Genomic DNA, 25,015 nt, shown 5'->3' with positions numbered 1-25,015 from the left:
AAAGTCTGTTATTGGTGAAAAAAATGTGCGTTACATCATCCACTTCTTCCACCAGTGCTGGAACACAATCAGCGCCCAGATGCGGGCATGCACGTCGCCGGGATTGCGGGAGAAGAGCTGTACTTTAAGTCGGCGAATCGCATCCACATCAAATATTCCCTGCGACTCGATAAAGGCATCCGAAAGCAGGTCATCTTCGATGAGAGGACGGAGCTCATTGCGGAACCATTTCAGCAAAGGTACTTCAAATCCGTGTTTCGGGCGCTTATATAATTCCTCGGGCAGCATGGGCCGGAAGGCATCCTGCACAATTTTCTTCTTAATCTTCGCGTCGATTTTGCTTTCAACGGGTAGCGAGAAGGCGAAGTTCACTACGTTCACATCCAGGAAGGGGCTGCGTACTTCCAGCGAGTTAGCCATGCTCATGAGGTCCACCTTCGCATTCATGTCGTAGGGCAGCACCAGGTTCATGTCTGTGAGGAGTACCTCGTTCAGGTCGCCGTCGGCGCGCAGGTGCTGGAGGATGTCCTTGCGGCGCTTTTCCACCAGCTTTTTACCCACTTTACGCTTGGAGGCAGCGCTGAGCAGGCTACGGGCATCCTGCTCCGAAGCCAAGGAAGCCCAGTCCCAGTAACGGTCTTTTGGGCCGCTGCTCATACCGCGGGAGAAGCGCTGAAACTGCCGGACTTTATTGCCAATAAAAGAGTTGCGTGACTTGGGCAGCAACTCCCACAGAATACCCAGACCAGCAACGGCCTCTGCTTTAGGACCACCACGGCGCACCTGCCACTCAGCCATGTGCTTGTTGTAGCCGGCAAACAATTCATCGGCGCCGTCGCCGGAAAGGGCTACGGTTACTTTTTCGCGGGTGCGCTTGCTGAGGATGTACACGGCCAGCGCCGAAGAATCCGCAAAAGGCTCGTCAATGTAGTTGAGCACATCGAAGATGTGGTCGTAGAGGTCCTGATTAGTGAGAGAGAAGACCGTGTGATTGGTCTTATGCATTTTGGCTACCAGGTTGGCGTACTTCGTCTCATCGAAGAAGGGCTCGTCCCGGAAACCGATGCTGAAGGTATTGAGGTGCGGGGTATGGCGGGCCGCCAGCGCCGTAATAACCGATGAATCAATACCACCACTCAGAAAAGAGCCCAGCGGCACATCGGCTACCAAACGGCGCGCCACCGACTCATCCATCAGCTCCACCAGCTTTTGCTGCTGCTGCTCGTAGGTGAGCTTGTTTTTAGCAACCTTCTTGGGGTCATAGGGAATACGATACCAGGCCTTGCGAACTACCTTCTCGCCCTTTATATACAGGTAATGGCCCGGCAGGAGTTTTTTCACTCCTTTGAAAATGGTGGCCGGGCCGGGAATGTAGTTGAGCTGCAGGTAATGGCTGAGCGCGGCGTAGTCCAGCTTGCGCGGCACGCCGAGGGCCATCAGGGCCTTCATTTCCGAGCCGAAGAGCATCTTGTCCTCGTCGCGGTACACCAGCAGAGGCTTCACGCCCATCCGGTCGCGGGCAATGAACAGGGAATCTTCTTCCTTATCGTAGATAGCCAGCGAGAAAAAGCCATTCAGCTTTTTCAGAAAGCCGCGGCCTTCGGTGATATACAATTGCAGAATAACTTCAGTATCCGTCTGCGAATGAAAGGTGTAGCCTTTCTTCACCAGCTTTTGGCGCAGTTCCCGGAAGTTGAAAATCTCCCCGTTGAAGATGATAGTGTAGCGGCCGGCCGCATCGGTCATCGGCTGGTTGCCGTCACACGATAGGTCCAGGATGCTCAGGCGCCGGTGGCCCAGGCCTACCCTATCGTATACATAGTGTCCCTGCGAATCAGGCCCGCGGCTGCTGATAGCGTCAGTAGAAGCATGAAGCGAAGCCAGCGAGTTGCGGCCTGCTTCAGTAAAAGCGAATACTCCGGTGATTCCACACATAATTAGCGGGCAAAAGTACGAAGTATCGGGTAGCAAGTTTTGAAAAAGTGCATCCGCCCCTCGTAACCAAACCCGCAGCCCCAGAGTAAAGCCTACTATAATCCTCTTCTTTAGCTTTTCCTTCCTATGAATCTGCAGCAACAAATGGATTTACAACAGCAATTTGAAGCCGCGGTAGCGCGCGTAGACGGCTTACCCGAGGAGCAGGTCGGCCCCCATATGACGGAGCTCTACGGCTTATATAAACAAGCCACCCAAGGCGACCATGATACCCAGCCGGATACCGTAGATACCGAGGAGCACGACAACCCTGACGGCCCCCAAGGTATGTCGCAGGCGCAATGGGACTCCTGGAGCAAATACAAAGGCATGAGCGAGGAAGCTGCGAAGCGCCACTACCTCCAGCGAGTGGAAGAAATAGCCGGACCGCTTGACCAGGAAGCGGTACTGCTCACGGGGAGCGGCCAGCCCGCTACGCCCGACCAGGTAACCGACCAAACGGCGCATGAGCTACCTTCCCCCGGGACGGAAAAAGCCCAGCGGGAAGGGCCTGGTATTTCAGCCGGCGGCCTGCGCGGTAACCTGAATACCGGCACACCCTACGGCGGCGAAGACGAACTGAAAACGCAGCAATAAGCAATTCGGCCTCCTTGGCCAGCCAACGGTATAGAGAGGCCCCCCAAAAGCAGGCCGGCTTTATCCTTTCCATTAGGAGAGGAAAAAGAGCCGACCTGCTTTTTAATAATCTTATTTACTAGCTGTTTTTGGGCTGACCAGCACTTACTTCTGGCCCCATACTTCCCGAAACAGCTCGTAGCTGCGGATATAGTCCGCCTCATCATAAAGCTCGGAAGCAAACGTGAGCTGGATGGCGGTTTCGGAGTACTGCATGGTGTGCCAGCTGTTCGGCGGGATGTACACGCCTTGGTGCGGACTGTCGAGGCGAAAGCTGAGCAGCTTCCCATCAGGGCGCTCAATGACCACAATAATGCGCCCCGACAGCGCCACCAGCACCTGCTCGGTTTTGTAGTGCGCGTGGCGGCCCCGCACAATGGTTTCCGGGGTATGGTAAGTCCAGAAGGTGCGTTTGGGCACGAAGGGCAGCGTACGGCCTTCCTCGGCCACAGAAATAAAACCGATATCGGGTTCCCCCAGTTTCGAAAAATCGATGAGGTGGGGAGCTAGCATGCAGAAGGCAACGAAGGAAGCAGCACGGTTGGTTAAAAGATTTTGCCGGGGTTCATGATGCCATGCGGGTCGAACACCTGCTTAATGCCGCGCATCAGGTTCAGGTTGGCTTCTTTCAGCGCAATGCCGATATAGCCTTTCTGCACCAGCCCGATGCCATGCTCTCCGGAGATAGTACCGCCCAGCTTTACGCAAAGCTCAAAAATCTCCGTGATGGGCTGACGCAACCCTACATTCCATTCCTCGTCGGTCAGGTTGCCCCGGATGATGTTCACGTGCAGGTTGCCGTCGCCGGCATGGCCGTAGCACACGCTTTTGAAACCGTAGCGCGCGCCAATTTCCTTTACTCCTTTCAGCAGGGTGGGCAGCGCGGCCCGGGGCACTACGGTGTCCTCTTCCTTATACACGGAGTTATAGCGCACGGAATTGCCGATGTTGCGGCGGATCTTCCACAGCTCGTCTTTCTGGGTGGCATTGTCGGCCAGCAGGATTTCACCTACGTCGTAGCCTTCCAGTACCCTGTATACCTGCTCCGCTTCTTTGTATAGCTGGTCCAGATCCTGCCCGTCCAACTCAATCAGGAGGTGGGCCCGGATGTCCTCGGGCAGCGTCAGGGGGATTTTCAGATAATCAGAAGACCAGGCAATGGCTTCCCGCTCCATAAACTCCATACCGGAGGGAATAATGCCGGCCCGGAACACAGCCGCCACCGCTTCGGCGGCCTGCTCCTCCCGGCGGAAAGGCACCAGCATCAGAATATTGTGCTGCGGATACGGCAGCAGTCGAAACACAGCCTTGGTGATAATCCCCAGTGTACCTTCTGAGCCCACCATAAGTTGGGTAAGATTGTAGCCGGTGGAATTTTTCAGGGTATTGGCTGCCGTCCAGATAATGTCGCCGGTGGGCAGCACTACCTGCAGGTTTAGCACATAGTCCTTGGTGGTGCCATACTTCACGGCCTTGGGGCCACCGCTACTGTGGGCCAAGTTGCCGCCCAGAAAGCAGCTGCCTTTGCTGGCAGGGTCGGGCGGGTAGAAAAGGCCAACTTCTTTCACCGCATTCTGAAACACCTCGTTTACAACCCCGGGCTCTACGGTAGCCTGCAGGTTGCGCTCATCTATCTCAATGATTTTGTTGAGCCGCTCCACGCTTATTACTACCCCCTGATGCACGGGCAAAGCGCCGCCGCTCAGCCCCGTGCCGGCACCGCGGGGCGTAACCGGCAGATGGTTTTCGTGGCACAGCCGCACAATCTGACTGACCTCTTCGGCGTTACCCGGCCGAAGTACAACACCCGGCTCAAAATGCAAGTCTTCGGTATGGTCCCGGCCGTAGTCGGCATACACGTCGGCATCCACGCGCTGGGCCGTGAGAACGTGCGTGACGCCTACTATGCGCTCAAAGGCCTCTATCAGCGCCGGGGTGATGATTTGAAACTCAGACATTTTCTGCTTGATGAGGAACTCGCTTATCTTTGCCCCGATGAGGCATTACTCTGCTAAGGTACAGGTTTCGACGTTCAGGGTTCATTGGTTTTACTATACCACACTGGCTCTGGTGCTGTTTCTGACGGGCTGTAACAGCACCCGAAAAGTAAATTACCGCAACGGCCATTATGTATCGGCCCGTGAGATGGCCCGCATTAAAGCCGAGGAGCGCCGCCGCGGCGGAGCCCGCAAGAGCAAGACCGTGCGCACTACGCCGGCCGGCCGCAGCAAAGTGGTAGCCAAGCGCAAAGGCAGCGCAGCCCCAACCCGCCGGGAAATCAATACCGTTATCGAAACGGCCCGCTCCTACCAGGGCACGCCTTATAAGTACGGCGGCACCACCCGCATGGGTATGGATTGCTCGGGCCTGCTTCTGGCTTCTTTTAATGCCATTCAGGTGCCTATTCCGCGCTCCTCTAATGAGCAGGCCTTGTGGGGCACCCCCATCCGCCCGCAGGAGTTACAGGCCGGCGACCTGATCTTTTTTGGGGCTTCGCCGGGCAGTGGCACTATTACGCACGTAGGTTTGGTAACAGACGTATCTACCGAAGGAGTGCAATTCATCCACTCTTCCACTTCCCTTGGCGTAGTGGAAAACAGCCTGGAATCTGACTATTATCTAAGTCGATTTATTAAAGCGGTACGACCCAGAATCTAATAGTTAGGCGTACCTTTGCGGCCAAATCGGGGTATGGGCGCATCTGGAGCACATTGTTAATAATTCGATAACATGTAGCCCGGGCGGGTATCCGTACTTTTGCGTCCGATTTCGAGGCATCCTCATTTTTCACCAATTTCCCTTTTTATGAAGAATTTAGGTTTACGCCACTTTCTCCTTCTGCTGCTGACAGTACTTTCAGCGCAGATGGGGTGGAGCCAGGGTACGACCACCGCGGCCATGAACGGTATTATTACCGACAAGGCCGGCGCGGGCTTGCCAGGAGCAACGGTTATAGCCGTTCATACGCCTACCAACACCCAGTATGTGGCCCCCACTAATGCCGAGGGCCGGTTCAACATTCAGAACATGCGGGTAGGTGGTCCCTACACCGTGCGCGTAACCTTCATTGGCTACAAAGAGGCAGTTCGGGAAGGGTTGTCTTTGTCGCTGGGTCAGAACCAGCGTCTGGACATCAACCTCAGCGAAGAGACAACGGAGCTGGCCGGCGTAACTGTAACCAGTGCGCAGGATCCGGTTATCAACTCCAACCGCACCGGTGCCGCTACCACGGTACAGCGCGAGCAGATTGAGCGTTTGCCCACCATCAGCCGTAGCTTCCAGGATTTCACCCGTCTGACCCCGCAGGCCAACGGTAACTCCCTGGGCGGCCGTAGCAACCGCTACAACAACATCTCCATTGACGGGGCTGTAAACAACGACCTGTTCGGTTTGGCCCCCAGCGGCACGCCTGGTGGCCAGGCAGGCACCCAGCCTATTTCGCTGGACGCTATCCAGGAATTCCAGGTAGTACTGGCCCCCTACGATGTACGCCAGGGCGGCTTCACGGGCGGCGGTATTAACGCCATTACGCGCTCCGGTACCAACAAAGTAGAAGGCTCGGTTTTTGCCTTTGGTCGTAACGAGAACCTGCTGCGTCAGGATGCTACGGATTACCTCACCAAAGCTACCGAGTTTAAGGACTATCAGACGGGTTTCCGCGTAGGTGGTCCTATCATCAAGGACAAGCTGTTCTTCTTTGTAAACGGTGAAATTGCCCGTCGTAGCGAGCCTATCCTGACCCGCATTCGTCCGGATGGTGTGGCTTCCGGTACCCCCGGCTATTCCAACATTACGGCCGTAGAAGCAGAGCGGGTGCGCCAGTTCCTGCTCCAGAACTACAACTACGACCCCGGCAGCTACGGCGACTTCACCAACCAGACGGAAAGCAACAAAGCGTTTGCCCGCCTGGACTGGAACATCAGCCCCGACCACCAGCTGACGCTGCGCCACAACTTTGTGGATGCGTTTACTGACAACCTGAGCCGCTCGAACACCAACTTCCGCTTCGAGAACAACAGCTACCGCTTCAACAGCCAGACCAACTCCACGGTGATGGAGCTGAACAGCAAGCTGGGCCCCAAGTTCTCGAACAACCTGATTGTAGGCTACCAGCGCATCCGCGAGAAGCGTGACCCCCAGGGCAACCCCTTCCCGCAGGTAAGCATTCAGAGTGGCTCTAACTCTACCCTGGTTTTTGGTGGTGAAACCTTCTCCAACCGCAACAGCCTGAACCAGGACATTGTGGAAGTTACGGACAACTTCACGCACTTCGCTGGCAAGCACGTACTGACCCTGGGCACGCACAACGAATTCTTCAAATTCCAGAACGTTTTCCTGCGCGATGCTTTCGGCAACTACTCCTTCCGCTCGGTGGATGACTTCCTGAACAGCGACCCGAACCACCCCGTGCAGCAGGTAGATGAGAATGGCACGCCAGTAGTAGACGAAAGCGGCCAGCCGGTATATCAGCCTACGGCGCACCCCTACTCCTACTCCTACTCTTACCCGGTAGTAGCCGGCACCAACCCCTCAGCGCAGTTTAAAGTAGCCCAGCTGGGTTTGTATCTGCAGGATGAATTCTCCGTTCTGGAGAACCTGAAGCTGACCGGCGGTATCCGCGTGGATTTGCCAATTCTGCCCACCAAGCCGCTGAACAACGCCACTTTCAACAGTGAGTTTGGTCCCTTGTTCGATGTATCTACCACGGAGGTTCCTACCCGTCAGCTGCTGGTTTCGCCGCGTCTGGGCTTTAACTGGGACGTGTTTAACGACCAGACCACGCAGGTACGCGGTGGTACGGGCATCTTCGCCGGTCGTCCGCCTTACGTGTGGATTTCCAACCAGTACGGTAACACCGGTATGGATATCTCCCGTATCTCGCTGTTCACCAGCAACGGCACGCTGAATGCTCCGGCTCAGTTCTACGCTGACCCCAGCGCCCAGCCTACGGCCCAGCAGTTGGGTCTGAACGCCGCTTCTTCGGAAATTGACGTAACGGCCAAGAACTTCAAGTTCCCGCAGCAGTTCCGCTCTAACCTGGCCATCGACCGCAAATTGCCCGGCAACATTGTGGCTACGGTAGAAGGTCTGTACTCCCGCACGGTGAAGGATATTCTCTACAAGGATATCAACCTGAAGCCTTCCACTACCACGGCGCCCGATGGCCGTCCGTTCTACAACAGCAACTCTTCGGCGCGTAAGATTAACCCCACCTACACCAACGTTATCCTGCTGGATAACACGGATAAAGGCTACACCTACCAGCTGACGGGTAAACTGGAAAAGACCTTCAACAACAACCTATCGGCGCTGGCGGCTTATACCTACGGCAAGTCGAAGGATGTGAACAGCGGCACTTCCAGCCAGGCGTATTCCAACTGGCGCTTCAACCAGGTGTCCAGCGACCCTAACAACCCGGCCCTGGCTTACTCCAACTACGACCTGCGCCACCGCGTTATTGCCTCGGCCACGTACCGGAAAGAGTATGCCAACAACTTCGCTACCGGCATCTCCCTGTTCTACGCCGGCCAGTCAGGCACGCCCTACACGTACCTGTATAGCAACGACGTGAACGGTGACGGCGAATCCGGCAACGACCTGCTGTTCGTTCCGGCTGACCTGAACACCATGGTGTTTGAGCCCAACAGTGCTTCCGATACGCGTACGCCCGACCAGATCCGCCAGCAGTTCATTGATTTCGTGAACCGTGACCCGTATCTGAAAGATCAGAAAGGCCAGTTTACGGAGCGTAACGTAGCGCGCACGCCTTGGTCGCACCAGGTGGATCTGCGCCTGCTCCAGGATTTCTATATCATGAGCGGCGAGCAGAAGCACACGCTGGAAGTTACCCTGGACGTGTTCAACATTGGCAACATGATCAACAAGGATTGGGGTCGTCAGTACTTCGTACCTAACCAGGCGTACAGCCTGCTGGGCTACCGTACGGACAAGACCACCGGTGCACCCATTTACAAGTACACTAATGTGCAGAACCCCTATCAGGTAAGCCAGCTTTCATCCCGCTGGCAGGGCCAGTTGGGCCTGCGCTACTCGTTTAACTAACGAGTTTCAGCCTACCGAAATGAAAAGGGCGGAGATATATCTCCGCCCTTTTTGCATTTTATCAGCACACCCCCCTCCTATCACACTCTCCAAATCCGATGGTTTTATTGGTTATACGCTTTAAGACAATAGCTTTAGCCAAGCTGGACAGTAATTCACAATATAACTTTCTTTTATTAACATGTTCATAGTAGCAGACTTCAATAAGCCTGCTACTTTTGTATCGTTTTTCACTTAAACCGTCATATGAAAACACTTCTTCTCCGTTTGAGTATACTGCTGTTGCTCGCGGTGGCATTCACTAACACAGGCTGGGCTCAAGGCACAACCACAGCGGCCATGAACGGTACTATTACCGACAAGGCCGGCGCCGGGCTTCCCGGGGCTACGGTTATTGCCATCCACACGCCTACTAACACCCAGTATGTGGCCCCCACCAACTCGGAAGGCCGCTTCAACATCCAGAACATGCGGGTAGGTGGTCCCTACACCGTGCGCGTAACCTTTATTGGCTACAAGGATGCTATCCGTGAAGGGTTGTCTTTGTCGCTGGGTCAGAACCAGCGTCTGGACATCAACCTGAGCGAAGCTACCACGGAGCTGGGTAACGTAACCGTAACTGGTCAGCAGAACCCGGTTATCAACTCTGACCGCACCGGTGCCGCTACCACGGTTGCCCGCGAGCAGATTGAGCGTCTGCCCACCATCAACCGCTCCCTGCAGGACTATACGCGTCTCACGCCGCAGTCTAACGGTAACAGCTTTGGTGGCCGCAGCAGCAGCTTCAACAACGTAACCATTGACGGTGCTATCTTTAACAACGCTTTTGGTCTGCAGTCTACCGTAGGCAGCCAGGCCGGCGCACAGCCTATCTCCCTGGACGCAATTGACCAGATTCAGGTAAGCATTGCTCCTTTCGACGTTCGTCAGGGCTCGTTTACGGGTGCCGGCATTAACGTAGTAACCCGTTCCGGTACCAACAAATTTACCGGCTCGCTGTACGGTTTCTACCGCGACCAGAAACTGGTAGGCAGCAAAGTAGGTGACTTTGAGCAGGACTACCCTAAGTTCCGCCTGCACAACGAAGGCTTCCGTTTCGGTGGCCCTATCATCAAGGACAAGCTGTTCTTCTTCGTAAACGCGGAGCGTGAGCGTCGTAACGACCCCCCAACGGGCAACTTCACGGCTAACCGCTCTAACACGCCTCCTCCTGCTGGCTCGCAGACCTCCCAGGCTTCGGCTTCCGACCTGGACTTCCTGCGCAACTTCCTGCAGGAGAAATATCAGTTCAATGCCGGCGACTACGAGAACTATCAGCTGCGCTCGAACAGCGACAAGGCAACCATTAAGCTGGACTGGAACATTACCCAGAACCACCGCTTCAACATTAAGTACAACTGGCTGCAGTCGTACGGTGATATTCCCCCGAGCACCTCGGGCGCTATTGCCGGCCAACGCTCTCAGTCGCAGTTTGGTCTGCCCTTCTCCTCGTCTTACTACACCATCAACAACAACCTGAATTCGTTCATTGCTGAACTGAACAGCACGCTGGGTGGTGGTAAGTACTCCAACAACCTGACGGCGGGTTACACGGCTTTCCGTGACTTCCGCGAGAGCAGCGGCGGTATTTTCCCGCTGGTTGACATTGGTACCGCAACAGGCCGGAGCACCGGTGCTGCTTTGGGCGGCATCACGGCTACCAACTCCCTTACCTCGTTTGGTTACGAGCCTTTCTCGGCGAACAACGTCCTGAACTCGGATGTGTACCAGATTGGTGACAACTTCACGGCTTACCTGGGCAAGCACAACGTAACGGTGGGTACTTACAATGAGTACTACAAGTTCAAAAACGGCTTTGCCCCCAGCTACTACGGTAACTATTCCTTCAACTCACTGGAGGATTTCTACGCCTCGGCTGGTTATAACTACGACCGTACCACGAACCCCGGCAACCCCAGCATTTCTCCTCTGCCCGCTGGCGAGGTACGCCCCGGCCCGGCCCGCTACAATCTGCAGTACTCGGCTCTGCCGGGTGGTGAGTTCCCCTTCGCGGAAATTACGGCCGCCCAGCTGGGCCTGTATGCTCAGGACGAATGGTCGCCGCTCAACAACCTGAAAGTAACGTACGGCATCCGCGCTGACCTTCCTTTCCTGACCTCGGACCTCCAGCAGAACACGAATGCGGCTGCTCTTACCTTCCGCGATGGTGTAAAAATTAACACCGGCGAAGTTCCCAAGAAGCGTGTGCTGCTCTCGCCCCGCGTTGGTTTCAACTGGGACGTGAACGGCGACAGCAAAACCCAGCTGCGTGGTGGTACCGGTATCTTCACCGGCCGCGTACCGTTTGTATGGCTGTCTAACCAGGCCAGCAACAACGGTGTGCAGTTTGGCTCGTTCAGCACCCCTGGCTCGGTAGCTACTACCAACCCCGATGGCTCGGCCAAACCCAATGCCTCTGTTTATCCCTTCGATCCGAGCGTAGATGCTTACCGTCCGCAGAATGCTTCTGCTAACACGGCTTATAACCTGGCTGTAACGGACAAGGACTTCAAATTCCCGCAGGTTTGGCGTACTAACCTGGCCGTTGACCAGGAACTGCCCGGTGGTATCATTGGTACCCTGGAAGCCTTCTACACCCGCGACCTTAACTCGGTATATCACCAGAACGTGAACCTGCCCGGCAGCGAGAATTCTCCTTATGCCCGTGCTAATGGGGCCGATAACCGTCCGATCTTCTATAACCTGGATCCGACCAAATCAGGTGTATACAGCCCTTCCAAAAACTACCAGATCTACGGTTTCATCCCGGCTCCTAAGCCTAACCCGAACAACTTGCCGAATGGCAACACCGCTGCTGCGCCAAACATCAGCGACGCCATCGTAATGAAGAACTCTAACAAGGGTTATTCCTACGCGGTTACGGCCCAGCTGCAGAAAGCCTTCACCGGCGGTCTGTTCGTGAGTGCTGCTTACACCTACTCCGATGCCCGCTCGGTAAACGATGGTGGCTCGATTGCCCAGTCTATCTGGCGTGACCGTTCCGTATCCGGTGACCCGAACGCGGAAGCGCTGAGCTACTCCAACTTCCTGCAGCAGCACCGCGTAATTGGTTCGCTGTCGTACCGCAAGGAGTACCTGGGCCACCTGGGCACTACGCTCTCCATGTTCTTCGAGGCTGCTCCGGCCGGTCGCTTCTCGTATGTATACTCCGGTGACATGAACGGTGACAACCAGACGTCGAACGACCTGATGTACATTCCCCGCAACCAGAGCGAAATCAACCTGCGTGATCAGAACTTCTTCGCTAATACGCCCCAGGCATTCACCTACACGGCTGCTCAGCAGTGGGCTGATCTGGATGCTTACATCCAGCAGGATAAGTACCTGAGCAAGAACCGCGGCGAATACGCTGAGCGCAACGGTGGCGTTCGTCCATGGCAGAACCGCCTCGACGTGCGTCTGTTGCAGGATATCTTCACCGACCTGGGTGAGAACCGCAACACGCTGCAGCTGAGTATCGATATCTTCAACGTGGGCAACCTGTTGAACAGCGACTGGGGTACTTTCCAGCAGACGAACCGTACCAACCCTCTGTCCTATGTTGGCTACAATGCCCAAGGTCAGCCGGTATTTGAGTACAGCTACCTCACGCGCCCATCTACCTCTACGGTCAACGGTGTTACTTCGGTAACCCCAGGCACTCCGCTGTCCCGCACCTTCCGCAACGATACCGGTGGTATTGGTTCGCGCTGGCAGGGTCAGGTTGGCCTGCGCTACATCTTCAACTAAGTCAGCGGCTTAGTTAGCTAAAAGAGGGCGGAGAGATTTCTCCGCCCTCTTTTTTTATAAAAAATGCACCCCAGTGCTTGCAGATTCAGATATCGGCTGTACTTTTGTCCCACCAAACGCTTCACGGCAGCTGGTAATTTGAAATAAGGGGGATTAGCTCAGCTGGCTAGAGCGCTTGCATGGCATGCAAGAGGTCATCGGTTCGACTCCGATATTCTCCACTTTTTCTTAAAAGCCCGACTTAACCAGTCGGGCTTTTTTTATGCCCAATGCGCAGCTGCATTAGCCTTAACAAAAAACGCCCGGCAAATTGCCGGGCGTTTTTTGTTGGTGAACCGTGAACAAAGTAGTTCCGGGGAAAAACTCGTTTACCCCATCTGATGAAGCCAGATGCCAGAAGCGGTTTATACGAACAAGCCTTCTACCGACAGATACCGCTCGCCGGTATCGTAGCAGAAGGTGAGCACGCGGCCACCCTGCGGAACCTCATCCAGCTTTTTAGCTACGGCCGCCAGGGAAGCCCCGGAGGATATTCCCACAAAGATGCCTTCTTCCCGGGCCGCGCGCCGGGTCATTTCATAGGCTTCCTGCTGGCTGATCTGGATGGTGCCATCCAGCACGTCCTGGTGGAGGTTGCCGGGAATGAAGCCCGCCCCGATGCCCTGTAGCGGGTGTGGGCCAGGAGCGCCGCCACTGATAACCGGAGAAAGCTCCGGCTCTACGGCAAACACTTTCAGGTTCGGGAATTTGGGTTTCAGTACTTCCGCCACGCCGGTGAGGTGGCCACCAGTGCCTACCCCCGTAATGTAGTAGTCGAAACCTTCGGGGGCATCCCGCAGGATTTCGGCGGCCGTGGTTTCGATATGCACCTTCACGTTGGCGGGGTTATCGAACTGCATGGGCATCCAGGTGCCGGGTGTGTTCTTCACGATTTCCTGAGCCCGCTCAATAGCGCCTTTGGTGCCTTTCTCGCGGGGTGTCAGCTCCAGCTCGGCACCATACGCGGCCATCAGGCGGCGGCGCTCAATGGACATGGACTCGGGCATGACAATGATAATCTTGTAGCCTTTCACGGCGGCTACCATGGCCAGGCCCACGCCGGTATTGCCGGAGGTGGGCTCTACAATGGTCATGTCCGGGGTGAGGGTACCGTCTTGCTCGGCCTGTTCTACCATGGCCAGCGCAATCCGGTCTTTGATGCTGCCGCCGGGGTTGGCCCGCTCCAGCTTCATCCAGACTTCTACATCGGGGCGGTGCGCAAACAGGCGGTTGAGGCGCAACAGCGGGGTGTTGCCAATGGTATCCAGAATGGTGTTGACTTTCATGAGGAAGGCTTAGGTGTTACTGATGTCAGATATTAGAATTAATAAGAAGCGACGGAACTACTGGCGCAGCAATAAGGCCAGGGCGGCTCAGATAGAAAACGTGAAGTCGGCGGTAGGGTCCTCGGTGCGGGTGACGTGTATCTGGGCCCGGTGGTACACCCGGGAGTGCGAGGGCACGCTTTCCGTGAGCCAGACATTGCCCCCAATGATACTGTGGCTGCCTACTACCGTGCTGCCGCCCAGAATGGTGGCGCCGGCGTAAATCACCACGTAATCCTCAATAGTGGGGTGGCGTTTAATGTTGGCCAGCTCTTTGGTTACGCTAAGGGCGCCCAGCGTAACGCCCTGGAATATCTTCACGTGCGTCCCGATTACGGCGGTTTCCCCGATAACGAGGCCGGTGCCGTGGTCGATGCAGAACGAGGAACCAATCTGCGCCCCGGGGTGGATATCGATACCGGTGCGGGCGTGCGCGTACTCGCTGAGCATGCGCGGCAGCAGAGGAATTTTCAGTTGATGCAGGGCGTGCGCCAGCCGGTATAAGGCAATAGCATAGAAGCCCGGGTAGGTGCGCACTACTTCCGTATGCCCCTGCGCGGCCGGGTCGGCCGCCACAATGGCGGCGGCATCCAGCAAAAGCAACTGGTGCAGGGCAGGAAGCCGGCTAAATAAGTGGGCGGCTGTTTCCTCGGCCAGGGCGGGCTCCATCGGCAAAGCCATGAGAATAGCTACCAGGTGCTGCTGTAGCTTCTGCAACGTGGCGGCAATGTCCTCTTCCGTGGATAGCGGATGCTCGGTGCGCTCCGGAAACAGTACGTTTAATACTTGCTCGGCCAGGTGGCACAGGGCTTCGCCCGGTACCGGGGCCGCTACCTGCTGATGGGCCTGAGCCAGCGTACGAATAAAGGTGGAATCCATAAAAAAGAGTAGCTAAGCCGACCTCCTTATACGAGGGCGCCCCAGGCTGGGCGTACATAACCCCGGCAGAACGGGAAGGTTTAGCCAAAGGTAACCGCACGGCTCAAGGGCGCGTTAGCTGGAAATATAGAATCTGTTCTTTCATTTTTTACATCAGCTGTACTTATTATGTCTGACACGACCATCACCAAAGTTGATTCTGCCTACTCGCCTAAGGGCCACGATGGCGAAAAATACCTGGCTTCCGGTATTCATATGGCCATGCGTCTCTGGGAAAACGAGCAGCCGGCCGCGGCAAAGGAGCCCGCTGCCCGCCCTTATGAAACCGTGGGCTACGTTATCAGTGGGCGCGCCGAGCTGCACGTGGCCGGCCAAATGGTGTTATTGGAGCCCGGCAACTCCTGGGTGGTTCCCAGGGGCGCCGAGCACAGCTATAAAATACTGGAGCCCTTTACGGCCGTAGAAACTACCTCGCCCCCGGCCCACGTGCACGGGCGCGAGGACAAATAAGGTACCGTCTGCCACTTATGAAACTGCCCGCCCTGAGTTTACAGGGCGGGCAGTTGTGGTTACGGAACAGGCTGACCTCCTCCGTTAGCGTAGGCTGACTACTACGCGCAGGCCCGTGGCATCCAGGCTTTGCCAGGGGGTGGCCGAGACGTGCCCGATAGAACGGCCCATGGGCTTGCGCCCCCAACGGTTGCGGTGCGTGAGGTAGCCGAGGTGGGCCGAAAGAATACCGATGCCAGCCCCCGCTACCACATCACTCTGCCAGTGGCGGTTGTTGAGCATGCGCAGGGCCGCTACGCTGGTGGCCAATGTATAAGCTCCTACCCCGTACCATTGGCTTTTGTCCCGAAACTCGGTATGCACGATGCTGGCCGCCAGAAACGCCTGCGCCGTGTGCCCCGAGGGAAACGAATGCATATTGGAGCCATCGGGCCGGCGGATGTTAGTGGTATACTTCAGGCCCGTGACTATTGCGCCAAAAATCAGCTCCGACTTTACAATCACCAATGCCATGTTCAGCCGGTCGTTGTGCGACTCTACCCCAGCCAGTGTGGTGGCCGCCAGCTCCAGATAGGGCGCCAGTACCAGGTAGTCATCTACCTTGGTGTGGAAGTTGGGGAAGTGGCGATGCAGGTCGCGCTGGGCATCGTAGCTACTGTAAATGCCGTTGCCATTGATGGTGGTAAGGCCATAGCCAATGAGCAGCACCGGAATGGCCGTGGCCCGCACTGCTTTGGTCTGGTACCAGCGCTTGGCCTGGCCCGGCACCTCATACTTATGCACGGAGTCCGTTGGGGCCGTGGTTTGGGCCTGAAGCGGCGTGACAGCCAGGCTAATCCATAGCCACATGAATAGCGCAGCCAGGTTGCGCGAGCGTGCGGGTAGCATCAGGGATAAATGGCTCATTACGGCAACAGTTCAATACGGTCAATAGTATCCCCTATCGCCAGCTGGCTGACAACCTCCATTCCCCGGTCTACCTGCGCAAAAATGGTGTAGCGGCCATCCAGGTGCGGCGTGGGAGAATGGGTGATAAACCACTGGCAGCTTTCCGTGTCTTTCCCGGCTGAGGCCAGGCCCACGGCGCCTTCGTTATAGCGAAGATCGGCAAATTCAGAGCGCAGGTTATAGTCGGAGCTGCCCCAGCCGTCGCCGCGCGGGCAGCCGCCCTGCACCACAAAGTTGGGCACCACGCGGTGAAAGTTTTTCTGATTGTAGAACCCGGCTTTCACCAGCTGTACAAAGCTGGCCACGGAGCCCGGGGCCTGCTCTACCAGCAGCACCAGCGTAACGGGGCCTTTGCTGGTATGCACCACAGCTTTCTGGTACGCCGGAATGGTCTGTACCAAGGTCCAATCAATGGGGTGCGTGGCGGCTTTGGCTATGGGCTGCGCGGAGGGCTTCTTTTTCTCCAGATAATCAAGGGTGAGTTGGATAGATTGCCAGGCTTCCAGGTCGCGGGGCAGCACCAGCCGGCGCTGCGCCTCCCGCAGGAATGCGGGGCCGGGCAACCCATCTCCTGCCGCCAGCCGGGGGTCCCGGATGGCTTCGGCAGCGGTTCCCATCAGGGCCACATCTCCACTGCTGATAGCGCGCTTCAGGGCCTGCGCAAACGCCGCGCGCTGTGCGGCCGGAAAACCAGGCTGGTGGCGCAGCGCTACCAAAGCCTCTATGCCATAGGTACCCAAAACTACGGGCTGGTTAGGAGCAAAAGTAGCCTGCTCCACAAAGGAATAAGCCTCCGGGTCTTCGCTTAAGGCTTTCAATAAATACCCTTTCTCATACACGGAGCTGGCTGCGGCAAACCGCTGCTCAATAGCCTGGCGGATTGCGGCGCGGTTGGGCCCTTCCTGCCGGAGGGCTGCTGCCAGCAGCGTGGCCCGCACCCGCCAGGGCGTGGTTTTCTCAGCTTTATCGAGAAATAAGGAGCCCGGCTCCCCGGTGGCATTGGCCAGAAAGAATTCGGCCGCTACCAGGGCCACCTGTTCTTCCTTATCAGCCAGGGCATCCCAGGCGGCTTCCTTTACGGGGCTGTACATGGCTTTCGACATGGCGCGTAGCGCGCTTAACCGTACGCGGTAGTCCTGGTCGCGGCGGGCCAGGGCTGCCAGCGTGGCCGGCACTTCCGGGGCGCTTACTTTGCCCAGGGCCAGCGTGGCGGCCGCCCGCACGGCATAATCAGGGTCGGTTTGGCAGGCTTTAGTGATTTGGGCAGCGAAGGGCGTGAGGTTGAGGTTGCGTATGCGCGCCAGCGTACTGGCCGCGGCCAGGCGGGCCCGGTATGGCGTGGGCATGGCCAGCAGCTGTACCACGCGCGTAACGGCCGCCTCGGACGTAATACCGCGCAGGGCAGCCCGGTATAATCCCCAGGCCTGCCCTACCTGAGCGCTGGTATCCTGCAAAAGCGGAGCCGGGAGCCGGACTAAGCTTTCAAACCCAGCCCGGGGTGTACTGCGGCCCAGTGCTTCCAGCACGTAGCGCCGCACGGCGCGGTCGGGCTCCGTGGCTATCCGCGCTGACAGAGCCGCGGCACCGGCAGTGGTATCGGCGGTTTGCCCCAGGGCAAAGGCGGCCATGCGCCGCACCGAGGCATCGGGGTCAGTAGCCAGCAGCCGGGCTAAAGCCGGCACGGCCGCTTTATCCTGCACTGAGGCGAAAGCCAGCGCCGCTTCGCGGCGATACGTCGCTTCCGGGTTACTGAGGAAAGGCAGCAGAGCGCTAGTACTGCGTTCATCCTGGGCGGTGGCTATCTGCCGCAGGGTAGCATCGGCATACTTGTTGGGCGGGCCGACTGGTGCGGCTACGGTGGGGCCGGAAGCCGGAACACGGGGGGCGCAGGCCGCCATACTCAGGAGAAGCGCAGCGGAGAAAGCAGCCCGGGGAGAGAAAGGGAGAAGTGGCATAGGCAGCCAAAGTAGCCAAATTCCAGGGAGCCTGCCAGCCCCGCTATGGCTTCGGCGTGGTTTTCGCTGCGCAGCAACAAATCCGGTTCGCTGCTTACCTTCGCCCTCTATGAACTCTCCCCTACTCCATCGTTGTGTGCTGCCGGCCCTGGGCCTGCTGCTGGCTGCTGCCTCCTGTACCGCTCCCCGCTCCGTTATCCACTCGGGCAAGGTTACGCCCAAGGGCCAGTTTAAAGTGGGAGGTGATGTTGTTTTTAACGTGGGCACCCGCACCCTGAACGAGCTGGGCAATGCGGTGAAGGACGAAGCCAAAGCGGCCGCCAGCAAAGACACTGTTAACTATAATAAGCGGATAGAGCGGGTACAAACGGCGGCGCTGGCTTACGTGCTGGACCCCATTCAGCCCAACTCTGACCTGTACCTGCGCTACGGCCTGGTGGACCGCGTGGATGTAGGCTATAAATATGCCTTCGGCACGCACGTGTTCGATGCCATGTATCAGTTTCTGGGACCCACGGGCACCCCGGAAAGCCCCGGCGGCGCTGCTGGCGCTACCTATGGCAGCATTGGCCTGCAATACGCCACGCAACGGGCTAAGCTCCCTAACGTGCCCTTTCTGGATGATGTCACTTCGTTTCTGAATTTCCGGGCTACCCGCCACGACCTGATGATACCGCTGGTGTTCAGCCGCTCTCTGGGTCCGGAAGAGGAAATAGGCGCGCTATCCTATGGGGTGGTGTATAACCACACGTTCCTGCGCTATGGGTTTGAGCCTCAAAAGCTTTTCCTGCCGGGCAGCAACAACCGGATTCCCGGCCTAACGCGGCGCAACAACTTTGCCTCCTTCGGCATGTTCGTGAACGGTAAATTTGGCTTCCGCTATGCCTACATTCTGCCCGCGCTGGCCGTTTACTACCAGAACTACGGCACCTACGAGCTGCTGAACGGCGCCTCTACCAAGATGAAAGGCGTAACGTTTATTCCTTCGCTGGGCCTGCAGTTCCGGGTTCCGACGGCGCGCCGCTAGAGCCGCTGGGTTTTATTTTTTACTGTTGATGTAGCCCTGGGAAAATACCCGGTACTCATCAAAAATGGAGCGCACTGAGCGGCGCAGCACGGTTACGCCCTGGGTGCCCGCCGGCACCGTTACGCCGCCGGCATAGCCATTCCAGATGGCCCGGTCCGTTCGGTTGTCAATCAGGGTGATGAGGAGCGTACCTTCCCGCAGCAGCAAACGCAGGGGCTGGTAAGTGGCCCGCTGCTCCTTGGGCGTGGTTTCCGTCTCTACCTGCCCCGATGATATCCAGGAAGTAAGGGTGGGCTGCGCGAAGCCCCGGAACCGCAGGTCGCCCTCATACACGTGGAAGTTCACGAGTAAATCGGGGCGGTGGTCCGTAAGCTGGTAGCCCTGCTGGCGCAGGCGGGTCCGGATGGCGTCGCGCAGAATTTGCCCCAGCTTGCTGGTGTCGGCCGCCAGTCCGTCGCCGGAAACAAAGGAGAACGTGCGGTAGCGGCGGAAGTCGGCCTTGTAACTATAATCCGATTCAATCTGGGCCTCATAGGCGGTGAAGCAGCCCGTGAGGGAAAGCCCCAGGGCAACCAGTAGCGTGGCTGATGGTTTCATAGGCTTATAGTAAAATATGATCTATCAAGATACATATCTTACCGCAGCTTAGCTACTGATTACCAGAGCAAAAACTACCCGCCTGGGCCGGAATATTTTGGCCTTTCCGGCCGGCTGTATTTCTTACCGGTAACCGGCTGCCTGCAGCTGAAACAGCTCAGCGTAGCGCCCGCCTTTCGCCAGCAGCTCGGCGTGCGAGCCGATTTCCACAAACTGCCCGTGCTCAATCACCAGAATGCGGTTGGCCATACGCACGGTGCTGAAGCGGTGACTGATGAGGATGGCGGTTTTGCCTTTGGTAAGGTCGGCGAAGCGCTGGAATACCTCGTGCTCGGCGCGGGCATCCAGGGCGGCGGTGGGCTCGTCCAGAATCAATAGCTGGGCATCGCGCATGTAGGCGCGGCCCAGGGCTATTTTCTGCCACTCGCCCCCGCTCAGGTCTACTCCTTTAGAGAAGCGGCGGCCAATTATCTGGTTGTAGCCATCCGGCAGCTTGCGTACTACGGAGTCGGCGAGGCTTTGAGCGGCAGCCTGCTCAATGCGGGGCTGGTTGTCTTTTTCGTCGATGCGCCCCACGGCCAGGTTCTGGCCTGCGGAAAGCTGAAACCGGACGAAGTCCTGAAAGATGACGCCAATTTCCTGGCGCAGCTCGGCGGGGTCATACTCGCGCAGGTCGTGGCCATCCAGCAGAATGCGGCCTTCGGTGGGGTCGTATAGCCGGGCCAGCAGCTTCACCAGGGTGGTTTTGCCGGCGCCGTTCTCCCCTACCAGCGCCAGCTTTTCGCCGGCCTGCAGGGTAAAGTTGAGGTTACGCAGGGCCCAGCCGCTGGCGTTGCGGTACTTGAACCCCACGTTTTCAAACGTGAAGCCCTGCTGAATGGGCTGCGGAAAAGGCCGCACGGGGCGGGCTTCATCGCGCACAATGCGGGGCTGCAGGTGGAAGAAGTCGAAAAAGTCCTGCAGGTACAGCGCGCCTTCGGCTACTGAGCTGAAGCGGCTGAGGATGCCTTCCAGCAAGCCCCGCATCCGCCCAAAAGAACCCGCCAGAAACGTAAGCTGCCCAATGCTGATAGCGCCCTTCACGGCCTGGCTGATGATGTACACGTAGGCCGCATAGTAGCCCGCCGCCCCCACGGCCGCAAAGAATGCCCCCCACCCCGCCCGGCGCAAAGCCAGCACTTTGTTTTTCTGATAAAACTCATCAGAAAGCAGCCGAAACCGGTTGATGAGAAAGCCCGACAGGCCAAAAATCTTGACTTCCTTGGCGGTTTCATCGGAAGCGCCGGTCTGGCGCAGGTAGTCCAGCTCGCGCCGCTCGGGTGTCCAGGAATGCACCAGGGAGTAACTGCGCTCATTAAAGTGCGACTCGCCCAGAAATGCCGGAATAACGGCTATTAATAAGAGCAGCAGCAGCCAGGGGTTGAAGGCAGCCAGTCCCACGGCCAGAAACAGCATGGTAATGGTATCCTGAGCCTGAGCCAGCACCTGCGACATAAGCACGGTGCGGGACAGGGTCTGGCGGCGGGCGCGCTCCAACTTATCGTAGAACGTGCTGTCTTCAAACTGGTCCAGATCCAGCTCGGCGGCGTGCTCCATCAGCCGCACCGAGGAGCGGTTGGCAAACAGGTCGCCTAACAGAGAATCCAGCAGCGCCACGGCCCGACCCAGGGCATCAGACAGCACGGCCAGCCCAAACTCCAGGGCCAGCAGGCTTAGCACGGGAGTAAGCGTACGCTCAGCAGCGGGCAGGCGGTTGAGGCTGATGACCTCATCCAGAATCAGCTGGCCCACATACAGCATGGCCAGCGGCAGGGCCGCGCGCACCAGGCGCAAGGCCATATTGCCTAATGTGAGGGCCGGGCTGGTCTCCCAGATGAGACGCAGAAAAGCCGGCAGGTGCCGCAGGGCCGACACCCGCTCCCGCACGGTGAGCGTGGGCTTGCCATCCGGCCGGGGTCTTTTGGCCGATATCGAATTTAAAAAGGAGGAGTACCAGGACATAGGCGGCAGCTATGGCACACTTCGCGCCGAAGTGTAGCGCCGGCCGTTTTGGCAGAACGCACTACCGCCCGGCAGGAGCTACAACCAACAGAACACCGCATGGTTCCTGCTGCTTGCGTAGCCCCTGCCGGGCGGTACACCCTATCGAAGCGTGAGTTAGTACGGTTTGGCTTCGTGGGCGGTAGCTTCGGCCTGCTTTACGGCCTGCGCGTTTTTGCTTTCATTGGCCTGGGTAGCCCCGGCCATACTGCTATGGGCTTTGCGGATGCCCTCGGCCACGCGGCGGCCCCAGTCCGGGTCGCAGCTGGTGCACAGTTCAATCATCTTGTCCTGCACCTTCTTATTAGCATAGGCCAGAGCACCCACCATGTTACTGATGAGGTCGTCCCGCTCCCAGTCCTCGTGCAGGCGGTACCGCTCGCCGGCCTGCTTGAAGTTGTTCTGCCGGTCAATGGTTTCCCGTATCAGGCGGCCTTTGTACTCGGGCATGTGGTCCGGGGCGCTGCGGGGGGCTTCCTGCAGGCCGTTCAGGCTGCTGGGCTCGTAGTTGATGTGCAGGTTCTGGCCGGGCGCGGAATCTACGTGGTAAGCCATCTGGCCGTCGCGCTGGTTGGTGGCCACGTGCTTTTTGGGCGCGTTGATGGGCAGCTGCAGATAGTTGGTGCCCACGCGGTAGCGCTGGGTATCGGAGTAGGAGAATGTGCGTCCCTGCAGCATTTTGTCGTCGGAGAAATCAAGGCCATCCACCAAAACGCCGGTACCGAAGGCGGCCTGCTCCACCTCAGCAAAGTAGTTTTCGGGGTTGCGGTTGAGCGTCATCTTGCCCACGGGCAGGAAGGGAAACTGCTCCTGGGGCCAGATTTTGGTGTCATCCAGCGGGTCGAAGTCCAGCTCCGGGTGCTCATCATCACTCATTATCTGCACGCACAGCTCCCATTCCGGGAATTTGCCGTCATGGATGTGGTCGAACAGGTCCTGGGTGGCGTGGTTGAAGTTCTTGGCCTGAATGGCTTCGGCTTCGGGCTGCGTCAGGTTTTTGATGCCCTGCAGCGGCTCCCAGTGGTATTTTACCAGCACGGCCTCGCCCTGGGCATTCACCCACTTGTAGGTGTTCACGCCCGAGCCCTGCATTTGGCGGTAGTTGGCCGGAATACCCCAGGGCGAGAACAGGAACGACACCATGTGCATGGCCTCCGGCGTGTTGCAGATGAAGTCGAAGATTCGCTCTCCGCTCTGGCGGTTGGTTACCGGGTCGGGCTTCTGGGAGTGAATCAGGTCCGGGAACTTCATGGCATCCCGGATAAAAAACACCTTCAGGTTATTGCCTACCAGGTCCCAGTTGCCGTCTTCGGTGTAAAACTTCACGGCAAAGCCGCGGGGGTCGCGCAGGGTTTCCGGGGAGTGGCCACCGTGGCCTACCGTGCTGAACCGCACGAACACCGGCGTCTGCTTGCCTTTGGTATTGAAGAGCTTGGCGCGGGTATACTTCGCAATGGGCTCGTTGCCTACTTTGCCATAAGCTTCGAATACGCCGTGGGCCCCGGCACCGCGGGCGTGCACCACGCGCTCCGGCACCCGCTCCCGGTCGAAATGACTGATTTTTTCCAGGAACTGGTAGTTCTCCAGGGTGGCCGGGCCGCGGTTGCCCACGGTGCGCAGGTTCTGATTATTGGTGAGCGGGTGGCCCTGGCGGGTGGTCAGGGTCCGGCCAGTTTCGCCGGCGGCCGTGCGCCGGTCCTGCGAGGAGCCCGCGCCCGTTACGCCGGTACCAGTACCATCGGCGGGCGTGTGGCCGTTTCCACCAGCGGTATTTTTCTGCTCGTTATCCATAACTCCTATCGTAAAAAGTTGATTTCCAATCTAAAATACCACTCCTAAGGGTAGCCTGTTTATAATAGCACCTATAAAATTTTGGTCTTTATTAAGACAACCTGTTTTGGTATGGCCTGGGTGGTGCCGGGGTACTGGCTGCGGTGCCTACCTTTATGGCAATGCCCCTTCCTGCCAGCTCCTCCCGCGTCTATACCATTGGCTTCTGGCTGATGGCCCTGTCGTCGTTCCTGTTTTTCCTGAGCTTTAACATGCTCATACCCGAGCTCCCCGACCACCTGACGCGGATGGGTGGAGCCGACTACAAGGGCTTTATTATTGCGCTTTTTACCCTAACAGCGGGCCTCTCCCGCCCCTTTAGCGGCAAGCTGGCCGATACCGTGGGGCGCATTCCGGTGATGGTATTCGGCTCGCTGGTGTGCTTTGTGTGCGGCTTTTTTTACCCCTGGGCTACCACGGTGGCGGGCTTCCTGTTCCTGCGACTCGTCCACGGTTTCAGCACCGGCTTTAAACCCACGGGCACGGCCGCTTTCGTTGCAGATATTGTGCCGCTGAACCGGCGCGGCGAGGCCATGGGCCTGCTGGGTGTGGCCGGCTCCCTGGGCATGGCTGCCGGCCCGGCGCTGGGTAGTTTGCTTACGCAGTGGTTTTCGCTGAACACCATGTTTTACTGCTCCTCGGGGGCGGCACTGCTGTCTTTGCTGGTGCAGGGCACCCTAACGGAAACGCTGCCGCAAGAGCAGCGGGAACGGTTTAGCTGGCGCCTGCTCAAGCTTAACTGGCGCGAAATTCTGGAGCCCCGCGTGCTGGCCCCTTCCCTGGTTACGATGCTCTGCCTTTTTCCCTTCGGCGTAATTCTCACGGTGGTGCCTGACCAGAGCCAGCTCATGGGCACCACCAACAAAGGCCTGTTTTTCACCTGCTACACGCTGGCCTCGCTGGTGGTGCGGCTGGTGGCCGGCCGCGCCTCCGACCGCTACGGCCGGGTGCCGGTGCTACGGGCTTCCACGGCCCTGATGTTTGGGTCGCTGCTGGTGCTGGCCGGGGCACATTCCCTGGGCACCTTTCTGGCCGCGGCAGTGCTCTTCGGATTGGCCGCCGGCATAAACTCCCCTACTCTATACGCCTGGACCATTGACCTGAGCCACCCCGAGCGGCGCGGCCGGGCCGTGGCTACTATGTACATTGCCCTAGAAGCCGGCATTGGCCTAGGTGCTTTGCTGGCGGGCTGGCTTTACGGCAACGTAGCGGCCCATTTGCCCTACGTACACGGAGTAAGCGCCGCCCTCACGCTGGTAGCACTGCTTTATCTTTTTATTGGAGTAAGAGCGCGCTCTACGGCATAACGTGGGTTTTGTTCGGGTTTTGGAAGAATATTTTTGATGAACAGTCTCTCGGGGTATAGTACAACTCTCTGAATTCTGTACATTTGATCAGGCTTA

Annotated in this window: 17 protein-coding genes and 1 tRNA gene; 8 read left to right on the top strand and 10 right to left on the bottom strand. The window is 57.8% G+C overall.

Annotated features, from left to right (window positions below; genetic code table 11):
- Positions 1 to 30: 30 nt before the first annotated feature.
- Complete coding sequence (gene asnB, locus PK28_RS05750; protein ID WP_044512311.1) at positions 31 to 1,935, bottom strand: asparagine synthase (glutamine-hydrolyzing); 1,905 nt, start codon at positions 1,933 to 1,935, stop codon at positions 31 to 33.
- A gap of 126 nt (positions 1,936 to 2,061) precedes the next feature.
- Here asnB and PK28_RS18885 point away from each other — a divergent pair, with 126 nt between their 5' ends.
- A complete protein-coding gene (locus PK28_RS18885) occupies positions 2,062 to 2,571 on the top strand; it encodes an acyl-CoA-binding protein (protein ID WP_048825643.1) in 510 nt (169 codons plus the stop codon).
- A gap of 144 nt (positions 2,572 to 2,715) precedes the next feature.
- On the opposite strand, the gene PK28_RS05740 is transcribed toward PK28_RS18885, so the two are convergent.
- Positions 2,716 to 3,123, bottom strand: a complete 408-nt coding sequence (locus PK28_RS05740) for a sugar 3,4-ketoisomerase (RefSeq protein ID WP_044512309.1) — start codon at positions 3,121 to 3,123, stop codon at positions 2,716 to 2,718.
- A 32-nt stretch (positions 3,124 to 3,155) separates the two neighbouring features.
- Positions 3,156 to 4,568, bottom strand: a complete 1,413-nt coding sequence (locus tag PK28_RS05735) for an FAD-binding oxidoreductase (protein WP_044512306.1) — start codon at positions 4,566 to 4,568, stop codon at positions 3,156 to 3,158.
- Between the two features lie 37 nt (positions 4,569 to 4,605).
- Here PK28_RS05735 and PK28_RS19525 point away from each other — a divergent pair, with 37 nt between their 5' ends.
- The 4 genes from PK28_RS19525 to PK28_RS05715 all read left to right on the top strand — a co-directional run bounded on the left by PK28_RS19525 (position 4,606) and on the right by PK28_RS05715 (position 12,683).
- On the top strand, positions 4,606 to 5,268 hold the full coding sequence (locus tag PK28_RS19525) for a C40 family peptidase (protein ID WP_082016976.1): 663 nt from the start codon (positions 4,606 to 4,608) through the stop codon (positions 5,266 to 5,268).
- A gap of 147 nt (positions 5,269 to 5,415) precedes the next feature.
- Positions 5,416 to 8,673 carry a TonB-dependent receptor gene (locus PK28_RS05725; RefSeq protein ID WP_044512305.1) on the top strand — a complete coding sequence of 1,086 codons (3,258 nt, stop codon included), beginning with the start codon at positions 5,416 to 5,418 and terminating at the stop codon, positions 8,671 to 8,673.
- Between the two features lie 339 nt (positions 8,674 to 9,012).
- The gene (locus PK28_RS05720; RefSeq protein WP_048825642.1) at positions 9,013 to 12,462 is read left to right on the top strand and encodes a TonB-dependent receptor; all 3,450 of its coding nucleotides are present in this window, start codon (positions 9,013 to 9,015) and stop codon (positions 12,460 to 12,462) included.
- Between the two features lie 147 nt (positions 12,463 to 12,609).
- A tRNA-Ala gene (locus PK28_RS05715) sits at positions 12,610 to 12,683 on the top strand.
- A 183-nt stretch (positions 12,684 to 12,866) separates the two neighbouring features.
- Here PK28_RS05715 and cysK read toward each other — a convergent pair.
- Together cysK and PK28_RS05705 are read right to left on the bottom strand one after the other, a co-directional pair.
- Positions 12,867 to 13,787 (bottom strand): cysteine synthase A, encoded by a 921-nt coding sequence (gene cysK / locus PK28_RS05710; protein ID WP_044512301.1) that lies wholly within the window; start codon positions 13,785 to 13,787, stop codon positions 12,867 to 12,869.
- 87 nt (positions 13,788 to 13,874) lie between these two features.
- Positions 13,875 to 14,705 (bottom strand): serine O-acetyltransferase, encoded by an 831-nt coding sequence (locus PK28_RS05705; protein WP_044512299.1) that lies wholly within the window; start codon positions 14,703 to 14,705, stop codon positions 13,875 to 13,877.
- A 168-nt stretch (positions 14,706 to 14,873) separates the two neighbouring features.
- Here PK28_RS05705 and PK28_RS05700 point away from each other — a divergent pair, with 168 nt between their 5' ends.
- On the top strand, positions 14,874 to 15,215 hold the full coding sequence (locus tag PK28_RS05700; protein WP_044512297.1) for a cupin domain-containing protein: 342 nt from the start codon (positions 14,874 to 14,876) through the stop codon (positions 15,213 to 15,215).
- An 84-nt stretch (positions 15,216 to 15,299) separates the two neighbouring features.
- On the opposite strand, the gene PK28_RS05695 is transcribed toward PK28_RS05700, so the two are convergent.
- Both PK28_RS05695 and PK28_RS20090 read right to left on the bottom strand, forming a co-directional pair.
- A complete protein-coding gene (locus tag PK28_RS05695) occupies positions 15,300 to 16,121 on the bottom strand; it encodes a phosphatase PAP2 family protein (RefSeq protein ID WP_048825641.1) in 822 nt (273 codons plus the stop codon).
- Positions 16,121 to 18,118 (bottom strand): peptidylprolyl isomerase, encoded by a 1,998-nt coding sequence (locus PK28_RS20090; RefSeq protein WP_082016975.1) that lies wholly within the window; start codon positions 18,116 to 18,118, stop codon positions 16,121 to 16,123. The genes PK28_RS05695 and PK28_RS20090 overlap by 1 nt, the downstream gene beginning before the upstream one ends.
- A 109-nt stretch (positions 18,119 to 18,227) precedes the next feature.
- Between PK28_RS20090 and PK28_RS05685 the strand changes: the two genes are divergently transcribed.
- Positions 18,228 to 19,145, top strand: a complete 918-nt coding sequence (locus PK28_RS05685; protein ID WP_156126259.1) for a hypothetical protein — start codon at positions 18,228 to 18,230, stop codon at positions 19,143 to 19,145.
- A 12-nt stretch (positions 19,146 to 19,157) separates the two neighbouring features.
- On the opposite strand, the gene PK28_RS05680 is transcribed toward PK28_RS05685, so the two are convergent.
- The 3 genes from PK28_RS05680 to PK28_RS05670 all read right to left on the bottom strand — a co-directional run bounded on the left by PK28_RS05680 (position 19,158) and on the right by PK28_RS05670 (position 23,573).
- Positions 19,158 to 19,742 carry a DUF4136 domain-containing protein gene (locus PK28_RS05680; protein WP_044512294.1) on the bottom strand — a complete coding sequence of 195 codons (585 nt, stop codon included), beginning with the start codon at positions 19,740 to 19,742 and terminating at the stop codon, positions 19,158 to 19,160.
- Positions 19,743 to 19,865: 123 nt separating this feature from the next.
- Entirely contained in the window at positions 19,866 to 21,743 is a 1,878-nt protein-coding gene (locus tag PK28_RS05675) for an ABC transporter ATP-binding protein (RefSeq protein ID WP_044512292.1), read from the bottom strand.
- Positions 21,744 to 21,899: 156 nt separating this feature from the next.
- Positions 21,900 to 23,573: a catalase gene (locus PK28_RS05670; protein ID WP_044512290.1), complete on the bottom strand. Its 1,674-nt coding sequence runs from the start codon at positions 23,571 to 23,573 to the stop codon at positions 21,900 to 21,902.
- 161 nt (positions 23,574 to 23,734) lie between these two features.
- On the opposite strand from PK28_RS05670, the gene PK28_RS05665 reads away from it, so the two are divergent.
- On the top strand, positions 23,735 to 24,919 hold the full coding sequence (locus PK28_RS05665; protein WP_156126258.1) for an MFS transporter: 1,185 nt from the start codon (positions 23,735 to 23,737) through the stop codon (positions 24,917 to 24,919).
- The last annotated feature ends 96 nt before the right edge of the window (positions 24,920 to 25,015 follow it).

The organism is Hymenobacter sp. DG25B, from assembly GCF_000801315.1.
GTDB lineage: Bacteria > Bacteroidota > Bacteroidia > Cytophagales > Hymenobacteraceae > Hymenobacter.
The sequence above is the reverse complement of the archived record's forward strand: the minus strand, read 5'-3'. Positions and strand labels throughout refer to the sequence as shown.

What these genes read in the sequence shown, in the direction of transcription:
- PK28_RS20090 (WP_082016975.1), bottom strand. Translation starts at nt 18,118, where the DNA reads ATGCCACTTCTCCCTTTCTCTCCCCGGGCTGCTTTCTCCGCTGCGCTT.
- PK28_RS05675 (WP_044512292.1), bottom strand. Translation starts at nt 21,743, where the DNA reads ATGTCCTGGTACTCCTCCTTTTTAAATTCGATATCGGCCAAAAGACCC.
- cysK (WP_044512301.1), bottom strand. Translation starts at nt 13,787, where the DNA reads ATGAAAGTCAACACCATTCTGGATACCATTGGCAACACCCCGCTGTTG.
- PK28_RS05670 (WP_044512290.1), bottom strand. Translation starts at nt 23,573, where the DNA reads ATGGATAACGAGCAGAAAAATACCGCTGGTGGAAACGGCCACACGCCC.
- PK28_RS05735 (WP_044512306.1), bottom strand. Translation starts at nt 4,568, where the DNA reads ATGTCTGAGTTTCAAATCATCACCCCGGCGCTGATAGAGGCCTTTGAG.
- PK28_RS05695 (WP_048825641.1), bottom strand. Translation starts at nt 16,121, where the DNA reads ATGAGCCATTTATCCCTGATGCTACCCGCACGCTCGCGCAACCTGGCT.
- PK28_RS05665 (WP_156126258.1), top strand. Translation starts at nt 23,735, where the DNA reads ATGCCCCTTCCTGCCAGCTCCTCCCGCGTCTATACCATTGGCTTCTGG.
- asnB (WP_044512311.1), bottom strand. Translation starts at nt 1,935, where the DNA reads ATGTGTGGAATCACCGGAGTATTCGCTTTTACTGAAGCAGGCCGCAAC.
- PK28_RS05725 (WP_044512305.1), top strand. Translation starts at nt 5,416, where the DNA reads ATGAAGAATTTAGGTTTACGCCACTTTCTCCTTCTGCTGCTGACAGTA.
- PK28_RS05705 (WP_044512299.1), bottom strand. Translation starts at nt 14,705, where the DNA reads ATGGATTCCACCTTTATTCGTACGCTGGCTCAGGCCCATCAGCAGGTA.
- PK28_RS05700 (WP_044512297.1), top strand. Translation starts at nt 14,874, where the DNA reads ATGTCTGACACGACCATCACCAAAGTTGATTCTGCCTACTCGCCTAAG.
- PK28_RS18885 (WP_048825643.1), top strand. Translation starts at nt 2,062, where the DNA reads ATGAATCTGCAGCAACAAATGGATTTACAACAGCAATTTGAAGCCGCG.
- PK28_RS05680 (WP_044512294.1), bottom strand. Translation starts at nt 19,742, where the DNA reads ATGAAACCATCAGCCACGCTACTGGTTGCCCTGGGGCTTTCCCTCACG.
- PK28_RS19525 (WP_082016976.1), top strand. Translation starts at nt 4,606, where the DNA reads ATGAGGCATTACTCTGCTAAGGTACAGGTTTCGACGTTCAGGGTTCAT.
- PK28_RS05740 (WP_044512309.1), bottom strand. Translation starts at nt 3,123, where the DNA reads ATGCTAGCTCCCCACCTCATCGATTTTTCGAAACTGGGGGAACCCGAT.
- PK28_RS05685 (WP_156126259.1), top strand. Translation starts at nt 18,228, where the DNA reads ATGAACTCTCCCCTACTCCATCGTTGTGTGCTGCCGGCCCTGGGCCTG.
- PK28_RS05720 (WP_048825642.1), top strand. Translation starts at nt 9,013, where the DNA reads ATGAACGGTACTATTACCGACAAGGCCGGCGCCGGGCTTCCCGGGGCT.